The organism is Chelatococcus reniformis (genome assembly GCF_014640075.1).
Classification (GTDB): Bacteria; Pseudomonadota; Alphaproteobacteria; order Rhizobiales; family Beijerinckiaceae; genus Camelimonas; species Camelimonas reniformis.
Map to the genome: position 1 here is coordinate 92,673 of NZ_BMGG01000005.1, position 8,850 is coordinate 101,522.

Here is an 8,850-nt window from a genome sequence, read left to right on the forward strand (position 1 = left end):
GTGACAACCGGTGACACGGGGACAACCGTGGGGACAACCGAAGCCGAATTAAGATGATGATATATATATATTTTTTTCCATCTCTTGTTCGGTTGCCCCCATTTTCATGCTTGGCTCAAATCTTGTTCGGTTGTCCGTTTCCAGGGCATACAACTTCCCCAGATATGCTTTATGCGCGAGCGGGGACAACCGATTTCGGGCAGGGGGGGGAGAGGTGGGGCTGTATCAGTCGGATCGCCATGCGCCGATATGGCTTTGGCGGACAGTGGTGCTGTTGGCATTGGTGGTGCTGGCGCTGGCGTTCTCCGCGTCGCGCGGCGGATGGTGTTCGGTTTCGGCCAGTGAAGCCTCTAAGAGCGTGGCCGCGATGAACTGCGCAGAGTTCTGGCTGAATAGGTATCAAACGTTGCTCGGGAATATAGTTGCGGGAGCCGTTGCGCTTTGGGCTGCAATAACATTGCTGCAACAAACGCGAAGCGCGCAATATGCAATTCAGCTTCAATCGCACCAAATCGCAAAGGAAAGACTTAAAAAGTTGCAAGAAATAGAAATAATATTGAGAAATGTAATTGATGAAAAGGCTAGCTTATATAAATTAATTGAGAATAAATCCTTCTCATTTATCGCTGGCGATCAATATTCGTCTGTGGATTATGCGAGAAATGTAGCTAATGATTTTAAAGGAGGGGCTAAAATATATGCTATTCTAGACCGATTTGCAAGTAACGGAATATTCTTGAGAAAAGAACTTCATTTTCTATACAATAAGATTGATGTGAGTATGAAAAATGGAGAGTCATGCAGTCACCACATCGAAGATGTTATTCGTATTGGAAGGATTATGCATGGTGAGTATTATGACATGGAATATGATCTGAAAATAGCTATAGTTGATGAGAAAAAATCAGCAATATATACTTTGTCTTCGTCTGATAAAGCTAGGCATCGGAGTGCAAATCTCTGATTCATACCTATTCCCGTAGCGCTTGCCCCGCCGACGCGCGTCTGGCACATTGATCCGGCCACACCGCTACCTGTCTCCGACGCTTCGGCGCCGGAGATCATGACCGACACCAGCTCACAGCCGAAATTCGCTTGGTACGCCGCGCAGGTGCGATGGCACGCCGAGCGCCTGGTCGAGGACACGCTGCGACGCCGCGGCGTGGAGACGTTCCTGCCCATGGCCACGGTGAAAATCCGCCACGCCCGGCAAGAGCACATCGTCGCGCGTCCCGCATTCCCCCGCTACGTGTTCGTTGGCCTGGACAAGGCCGCTCCCAACTTCGATCTGGTGCGCCGGACACACGGCGTGCATTGGATGCTCGAGGTCGCCGGCAAGCCTGCGCCGATCCCGCTGCGGGCCGTCGACAAGATCCGGCAGATGGAGGCCGATGGCGCCTTCGACGAGGTTAACCCGAAGCGCCTGCCAGTCGTGGCCGGCGACAAGGTATCGGTGGTCGACGATCGCTTCGAAGCCTTCGGGGCCGAGGTCATCGCGGCGAAGAGCGAGCGGCGGATCGAGGTGCTCCTGTCTCTACTCAACGGCAAGGCAATGAAGCTCGTGCTGCCACTTGCGCAGCTGAAGAAGATCGCTTAGCTTTCAGTGATTCGTGGGCAGGTGATTTTCACCCTGTCCTGCGGAGCCTTGAGAGGGTAGCCCCGGCGGTGACGCGCGGGGTTTTTCTTTTGGCAATGGGGTAGGGCCGCTATTCGCCGCGCATCATCTGCGCGATGTCGAGGGCAGCCGCCCGCATCCTTGGCGCCGCAAGCATGGGATCGCGCCGCTCCTGGGCCACCAGCAGGGACACGGCTTCGGCCAGGAGCTGATGGCGATCCAGAACGCGCGCCGGCTCCGCCTCGAGGTCCTGATAAGCGCGCATGCCCATGCCCATGTGCTTCGCCATGTCCGCCTGCTTCAGGCCGAGGCGCTTGCGGAGCTCCACTAGGTCGAATGCGCTGCTCATTGTCCGTCCCTTCGGCCTCGATTATATTCAGAGAACCGGGAGAGGATGCGCCCCTCTCCCGGCCCCCGTTACCGGCTAATGGAGAAGGTCAATCTCCACTTGCCGAAACGGACTTGGAAGGTGAGCTTTACGCTCATGGGTTCCTCCAGTCCGATTGTCGGAGCGGGATTGCCCCGACCCATTTACTATACGCAGAAACCGCGTCTTCGTCAATAGCGAAGCGCGGTTTTTTCGTATTTAGATTGATCGTTTTCCAGCAGGGTAGAGCAGCAGTAGCTCGTCTGGCTCATAACCAGAAGGTCGCCGGTGCGATCCCGGCCCCTGCTCCCAAGTTCGACGCGGCGGCGTGGAAAGCAGACACGCAACGCAGAGCCGCCTTAAACCTGACGCTCCCCTACGCCGAATAGCGGGGAGGCGGGCGCGTTCGGCAGCCGGAGTAGCGCCCGGCCCGCGTCGAAGCCATCGATCGGGAGGTGGAGCATGGACGCGCACCGCCCGCCATCGCCAATCTTCGATGCCATGAGAAGCGGTGCGGCTGCGGTCCTCGCGGTGGGCCTGTACGCGGTGCTGCTGTCGGTTGCCGCCGTGGAGATGCTGTTCGGACCGCGTTGCAACGACAGGCGGTTGAGTATGCCAGGTAAGCCTCCGTCATATGGTCCCCAGCCCGGCGAGGGCGGTGCTCTCCTAGTCAGCACGATCGCTGTGATCTTGGTTCTGGCCTGTATCGCTGCTTGGGCCACCCACGTTATCGTGTGCCTCAAGACGGCGTCGTGGGGCTTCCTGATCGCTGGGGCAATTGCAGCGCCCGTGGCGGTAGTGCACGGCGTGGGCATCTGGTTGGGTGTCTGGTGATCGACATCAAGTTCGATTTCCGCGAGTTCGACCGCAAGGCCGCCGCCCTCGGCAAGACTGAAAGCAACATGCGCTTCGTGACCTCCTACGCGCTGAACAACGCGCTCAAGGACACCCGGGAGGAAGAGGTGAAGGTCATGCGGTCGGTGTTCGACCGGCCGACGCGCTTCACCCTCAATGCCCTGGCGGTGCGGCCCTCTACGAAGGCCGATCCCTTCCGCGGTGAGCTCTACTTTAAGGAAGGCTTCGGCAGCATCCCGGCATGGAAGTACCTCGGCCCCCAGGTCGAAGGCGGCCCGCGCCGGCACAAGCGCTTCGAACGCCTGCTCCAGCGCGCTGGCATCATGAACGCCGATGAGTTCGTCGTTCCCAGCAAGCGGCTCCAGCTCGACGCCTACGGCAATATCCCGGGCAGCCTGCTCACCCGCATCCTGTCGGCGCTCAGTGCGCAGTCCGATCGGATGCAGAACACCACGGCGAAGTCCAGGAAGCGCAAGCCGAAGAGGAACATGGACTACGTCGTGTTCCGTGGGCACAACGCCGGTGCGCCCGACGGCGTCTACCTGCGCAAGCCCAACTTCGCCGTGCCGGTCCTGCTCTTCGTCAGGTCGCCGAGCTACCGTAAGCGCTTCCCGTACTACGAGACGGCTCGTCGCGCGCTGCCGCCCGCCTTCGCCCGCCACTTCGCCGTGGGCTTCCAGCGCTTCATCGTCGACGACGTCCGGCGCGCCTGATGTTTCACAGGCCCCGTCGCCCCGGAAGGGGACCCTGTTTCACGGCGGCACCCCGTCTCGCCCAACTAAACCCCGGGTCCTTCTTGAGGGGTGGGCCGGTGCGGGTAATTCGCACCCCGACATCGTGCTAGCGCCAGAATTTTGCAGGGCTGCTGCCCAAACGCCCGAGCGCTGATGTTTCACAGCGCGGCGGTCGCGGGCCCAAGGGGCTGTTTCACAGATGGATTGGAACGCCGCGCTGGGCCTGAACCCAGGCCAGCCAACGGATCGGCCTGCGCCACTTGGCGCGCTGGTCCTGCGGCCGACCCTCTATTCCCGCAACGGCGTCACCTGGGCGTCGGTGCGATCGTGGGCGTCTCGGGCGAAAGCGGAAGACATCGCCGCGCTCAGGGCAGAGAAGGCGCTGCCGCTGTCACCGGTGCTCGCGCCGGCGGCGGAAGAGGTAGCGGAGCTGGCTGAACGTCTGATCGGCAAGGCCGCATCGGTGACGACTGTGCCGTGCGGCCATTCCCGCCGGCCGGACTGCTTCGGCAAGCAGCTCGCGGTGGCGGTGGCCGACCGCCTGGCCGCGCCGTTCCAGCAGTGCTTCGAGGACCGCTTCGTTCGCGGGGCGTCTCACCCGAAGGAGTTCCGGAAGCTTGCTCCTATAAGTTGGATTGACGTTACGTCACATCCTGGCATTGTGCTTCTGGTGGATGATGTCGCCACCTCGGGCTGGCACATGGAAGAGGCGCTGACCGCCCTCAGGGGCAAAGGCTGCGCCGCGGTAGGGATCGCATGGATATCGGGCACGGTAACGGTGTCGAACGGGTCGCGGTCGTCGGCTCACGGGAGCGACTGGACCGCCACGCTGTAGAGGCCGCCATTGCCGCTCTGCCGGCTGGCACCATTGTCGTCTCCGGCGGCTGCCGGGGCGTGGACAGCTGGGCGGCGGACGCGGCGCGGGCCCGCGGGTTGCCGGTGACCGAACTGCTACCGGATCTCGGCGGTGTTCGATCCCGGGGCGAAGCCTCGCGGCGCTACCACGAACGAAACCAGCAGGTCGTCGACGCCGCGGATCGCGTCATCGCCTTCGTGGCGCTCAGCCGAAAGGGCGGAACCGAAGACACGATCCGTCGGGCGCAGCGGGCAGGGAAACCGGTCCAGATCGCATGACGGGCGTTACCGGCGAGCAGCTGGCTGTGCTGTTCGATTGCTCTGAACGAACCATTCGCGACCTGGCCAAGCGTGGCGCCGTCGTGCGCACCGGGCGCGATCGATACGATGCGCCTGCGTCGGTGACCTCCTACGTGAAGCACCTTCGCGAGGGCGCGGCCGTCGACAACGACCAACTCGACCCGGATCACGAGCGGGCCCGAAAGGACCGGGCCCTCGCCGACAAGACCGAGCTCCAGAATGCCGTCACGCGCGGCGAGCTCGTGCCGGCCGAAGAGGTTCACGCGGCGTGGGTCGAGATGATCGGCGTCGCCCGCAGCAGGTTGCTCGCGATGCCGTCGAAGCTCGGGCCGGTGCTGGCGGTGATGAGCACTCCCACCGAGGTGCAGAGTGCAGTTGAAGCCGAAGTCACGGCGGCGCTCGAGGAGCTTGCCGGCGTTTCCGTCGAAGCCGTTGACGATCCGGGTGACGACGCGGCTGGCGCCTCTGGTGCGGCAGACGGCGACACGATGGAAGCCGCCTCCTAAGCTCACCGTCTCGCAATGGGCGGATCGCGAGCGCCGACTGAGCCCGGAGTCGTCGGCGGCGCCGGGCCGCTGGGTCACCGCCACGGCCGAGTATCAGCGCGGCATCATGGATGCCTTGTCCGATCCGACGGTCCAGGCTGTCGTGGTGCCCAAGGCATCGCAGGTTGGCTGGACGGAGATCCTGAACAACATCATCGGCTTCCACATCGACCAGGATGCGGCGCCGATGCTGCTGATCCAGCCCACGCTGGAGATGGGCGAGGCCTGGTCGAAGGATCGGCTCGCGCCCATGCTGCGCGATACGCCGGCACTGGCTGGCAAGGTCAAGGACCCGCGGGCGCGCGATAGCGGCAACACACTGCTGCACAAGGTATTCCCCGGCGGGCACGTCTCGATCGTGGGCGCCAACTCGCCGGCGTCGCTCGCCTCCCGGCCCATCCGCGTGGTGCTCGCCGACGAGGTCGACCGCTATCCGGCGTCGGCCGGGTCCGAAGGCGATCCGCTGAAGCTGGCGGCCAAGCGTCAGACCACGTTTTGGAATCGCAAGACGCTGCTGGGCTCGACGCCGACGCTCAAGGCGACGTCGATCGTCTGGCGTGAATGGGAGCGATCGGACCAGAGGCGGTTCATGGTCCCGTGCCCGCACTGCAAGGCTCCGCAGCACCTGAAGTGGTCGCAGGTGCATTGGGACAAGACGAAGGACGCCGAAGGGCAGACCATCGCCCATCATCCGGAGACGGCCGGCTATGCCTGCGAAGCCTGCGGCGTCATCTGGACGGACGTCGAGCGCTGGGCGGCCCTGCGCAGAGGCAAGTGGGCCGCGACCGCCGCCTTCGCCGGAATCGCTGGCTTCCATGTGCCGGGCTTTCTGTCGCCATGGCTCACGCTCGAGCAGATCGTGCGCGAGTTCATCGAGGCGAAGGATCACCCGGAACTGCTCCAGGTCTGGGTCAACACCGTCCTGGGCGAGCCGTGGGAAGAGCAGGGTGAAGGCGCCAACGCCGACGACCTGCTGAACCGCGGCGAGGCTTACGACAGCGACAGTCTCCCCGACCAGGCGCTCGTCTTTACCGTCGGCGTGGACGTCCAGGGCGACCGCCTCGAGGCGCAGGGCATCGCCTGGGGCGCGCACGAGGAAGCCTGGGTCGTCTTCTACGAGGTGCTGTTCGGCGACCCCGCCCAGGCGCAAGTCTGGAAGGACCTCGACGAGCTGCTGATGGAGACCTTCCACACCGAAGCCGGGCGCCGGCTGCGCGTCCGGGCGGCGTGCATCGATACCGGCGGCCATCATGCAGCACAGGTGCTGTCCTTCTGCCGGACGCGCCGCGGTCGACGGATCTTTCCGACCAAGGGCATGGCCGGCGCACGGCCGATCTGGCCGAAGTGGGCGAGCAAGACCAAGACGAAGGACTCCCTGTTCATTGTCGGCGTCGATACCGCCAAGGAATCCATCTACGGCCGGCTGCGAAACACTAAGCCCGGTGCTGGCTACATCCACTTCCCGAAGCACGACGACTTCGGACCGGCCTACTTCGCGCAGCTGACATCTGAACAGGTCGTGACGCGCTTTCGTCATGGGCGGCCGTTCCGGGCCTGGGTGCTGCCGCCGGGCAAGCGCAACGAGGCTCTCGATACCGCCGTGCTGGCCCTCGCGGCCCTGCGGTCGCTGCCGTTCAAGCTCGACAAGATCGCACGGGCGGCGGCTCCGGACCCAGAGCCCGAAGGTAAGACGCCGACAGAGACGCCGCCGGCGGACGAGGTGCCGATCGCCGTACAGGGGGAGGCCGTTCAGGCCGTGCCGCGGGGGCGCCGGCAGGGATTTCTGAGCCGTCGCCAGGGGTGGCTGTCACCACGATAGGAGGTTGCGATGGCTGAGAAAAAGCAGAACGGCGCCGCGGCGCTGGCGAAGAAGGGCGACGGCGTGCTGACACGTGTCGGCTCGGTCTGGACCTATCCGGGCTGCGCGATCGATCCGAGCGGCACGAACCTCCGCTTGCCGCTGGAGTATGTCAGCGACGCCGAGGTGAAGGAACTGCTGCAGGCCGGCGACCTTGTTGGCGTGACGCAGAGCGTCGGCGGTGAGCTGCTGTCGGTGCGATTGAAGGGCGATGACGGTGCCGTCGTGCTGACTACCGCCCAGGCTGGCACCGCGGAGGCCGGCACCGAGCTGCCGCCGAACTCGCGGCCTACGCACGATGCCGGCGCGCAGGTGACCGCGTCCGCGGCCGACGTTGCCGGAGAGGTCGAGCGCAGCTTCGCCGCTGCCACGGGCGCTTCTCCGACGTCCACCGGTCTCGTCGACGCGGCCTCCGCCGGCCAGAGCAAGCCGAAGCCGGCGGCCTGACGTGCCCACACCGCAGCAGATCCAGGCTCGCCTCGAGGCGATCGAGCTTGCCATCGCGTCGGGCACGACGCGGGTGAGCTACAACGGCAAGAGCGTCGAGTACGCGAGCCTGGCCGAGCTGCGGTCGATCCGCGACGCCTTGAAGCGTGAGCTGGGGCTGCCGGTGCGGACCCGCCGCACGGTCGCCGGCTACAGTTCGGGGCTCTGATGCCGCAGGCCACCTGGCTCGACCGGGCCATCAGCTACGTCTCGCCGCGGGCGGCAGAGCGCCGGACAGAAGCTCGCACGCGCATGCAGCGCGCGGCGCTGACGCGGAACGTCTACGAGGCGGCAAGCGTCGGCCGGCGGACGCAGGGCTGGCGCGCGGTCGGGACGGATGCGAACGTCGAGACGCGCACCGCCGGCGGCCGCCTCCGCGACGTGGCGCGCGACATGGTGCGCAACAACGCCCATGCGGCATCCGCCAAGCTGGTCATCACGAGCAACGCCGTGGGCGCCGGCCTGCTGCCTCGAGTTATGGCGGACCGGGCAGAGCGTGCCGTCCAAATCAAGGCGCTGCTGACGCGCCACTTTGACACGACCGACATCGACGCCGACGGCCGGCTGAACCTCTACGGTCTCCAGGCGCTCGCGCTCGGCACGATCGTCGAGGCCGGAGAGGTCCTGATTCGGAAGCGCATCCGCCGCCCGTCGGACGGCTTCGCGCTGCCCTTCCAGATCCAGGTGCTCGAGCCCGACTTTCTCGACACGTCCATCGACGGGCCGCAGCCGAACGGCAACTATGCGATCCAGGGCATCGAGTTCAACGCGATCGGTCGGCGCGTCGCCTACTACCTGTTCGACCAGCACCCCGGCTCGCTGATGCTCGGCCGGCGCATGGCCACGCGGGGCCAGCGCGTCTCGGCCGACTTCGTGGCGCACGTCTACCGGGTCGATCGCCCCGGGCAGGTGAGGGGGGTCAGCTGGTTCGCTCCCGTGATCCTGCGGATGCGCGACTTCGCCGACTACACCGACGCGCAGCTGATCCGACAGAAGATCGCCGCCTGCTTCGCGGCCTTCATCACTACCGACGAGGACGGGGACTTCGGCGTTCCCAATGCCGACGGCACCATCCAGCCCGCGGACCCGCAGGGCGCCTACCCGGTCGAGAGCTTCGAGCCGGGCATGGTGGAGCGGCTCCGCTCGGGGGAGAGCGTCTCCTTCGCGACGCCGCCGACCACACAGGACTTCGGACCGTACGCATCGGCGACGCTGCACGAGGTCGCCGCGGGCCT

The 8,850-nt window shown here is 64.9% G+C and carries 12 protein-coding genes and 1 tRNA gene; 12 read left to right on the plus strand and 1 reads right to left on the minus strand.

The genetic code is table 11. The annotated features are described in order from the left end of the window. Positions 1-214: 214 nt before the first annotated feature. Positions 215-964 carry a hypothetical protein gene (locus tag IEW34_RS14245; RefSeq protein WP_188609882.1) on the plus strand — a complete coding sequence of 250 codons (750 nt, stop codon included), beginning with the start codon at positions 215-217 and terminating at the stop codon, positions 962-964. A 99-nt stretch (positions 965-1,063) separates the two neighbouring features. Continuing rightward, positions 1,064-1,597 carry a transcription termination/antitermination protein NusG gene (gene nusG / locus IEW34_RS14250; protein ID WP_188609883.1) on the plus strand — a complete coding sequence of 178 codons (534 nt, stop codon included), beginning with the start codon at positions 1,064-1,066 and terminating at the stop codon, positions 1,595-1,597. A gap of 109 nt (positions 1,598-1,706) precedes the next feature. On the opposite strand, the gene IEW34_RS14255 is transcribed toward nusG, so the two are convergent. Then, entirely contained in the window at positions 1,707-1,964 is a 258-nt protein-coding gene (locus IEW34_RS14255; RefSeq protein WP_188609884.1) for a hypothetical protein, read from the minus strand. Positions 1,965-2,219: 255 nt separating this feature from the next. Here IEW34_RS14255 and IEW34_RS14260 point away from each other — a divergent pair. From IEW34_RS14260 to IEW34_RS14305, 10 genes are all read left to right on the plus strand, one after another. Further along, positions 2,220-2,294: transfer RNA gene (locus tag IEW34_RS14260), tRNA-Met, on the plus strand. 150 nt (positions 2,295-2,444) lie between these two features. Next, positions 2,445-2,816: a hypothetical protein gene (locus IEW34_RS30540; protein ID WP_188610316.1), complete on the plus strand. Its 372-nt coding sequence runs from the start codon at positions 2,445-2,447 to the stop codon at positions 2,814-2,816. Next, a complete protein-coding gene (locus IEW34_RS14270) occupies positions 2,813-3,550 on the plus strand; it encodes a protein-tyrosine phosphatase family protein (RefSeq protein ID WP_188609885.1) in 738 nt (245 codons plus the stop codon). The genes IEW34_RS30540 and IEW34_RS14270 overlap by 4 nt, the downstream gene beginning before the upstream one ends. A 220-nt stretch (positions 3,551-3,770) precedes the next feature. Continuing rightward, the gene (locus IEW34_RS14275) at positions 3,771-4,406 is read left to right on the plus strand and encodes a phosphoribosyltransferase (RefSeq protein WP_188609886.1); all 636 of its coding nucleotides are present in this window, start codon (positions 3,771-3,773) and stop codon (positions 4,404-4,406) included. Further along, entirely contained in the window at positions 4,328-4,705 is a 378-nt protein-coding gene (locus tag IEW34_RS14280) for an SLOG family protein (RefSeq protein ID WP_188609887.1), read from the plus strand. Before IEW34_RS14275 ends, IEW34_RS14280 begins: the two co-directional genes overlap by 79 nt. Further along, the gene (locus IEW34_RS14285; RefSeq protein WP_188609888.1) at positions 4,702-5,232 is read left to right on the plus strand and encodes a DNA packaging protein; all 531 of its coding nucleotides are present in this window, start codon (positions 4,702-4,704) and stop codon (positions 5,230-5,232) included. Before IEW34_RS14280 ends, IEW34_RS14285 begins: the two co-directional genes overlap by 4 nt. Beyond that, on the plus strand, positions 5,171-7,090 hold the full coding sequence (locus tag IEW34_RS14290) for a phage terminase large subunit family protein (protein ID WP_188609889.1): 1,920 nt from the start codon (positions 5,171-5,173) through the stop codon (positions 7,088-7,090). Before IEW34_RS14285 ends, IEW34_RS14290 begins: the two co-directional genes overlap by 62 nt. A gap of 9 nt (positions 7,091-7,099) precedes the next feature. After that, entirely contained in the window at positions 7,100-7,576 is a 477-nt protein-coding gene (locus IEW34_RS14295; RefSeq protein WP_188609890.1) for a hypothetical protein, read from the plus strand. 1 nt (position 7,577) lies between these two features. Continuing rightward, complete coding sequence (locus IEW34_RS14300; RefSeq protein WP_188609891.1) at positions 7,578-7,784, plus strand: phage head-tail joining protein; 207 nt, start codon at positions 7,578-7,580, stop codon at positions 7,782-7,784. Next, positions 7,784-8,850: phage portal protein (locus IEW34_RS14305; protein ID WP_194446519.1), on the plus strand; the 1,067-nt coding region annotated here is incomplete at its 3' end. The genes IEW34_RS14300 and IEW34_RS14305, both read left to right, overlap by 1 nt.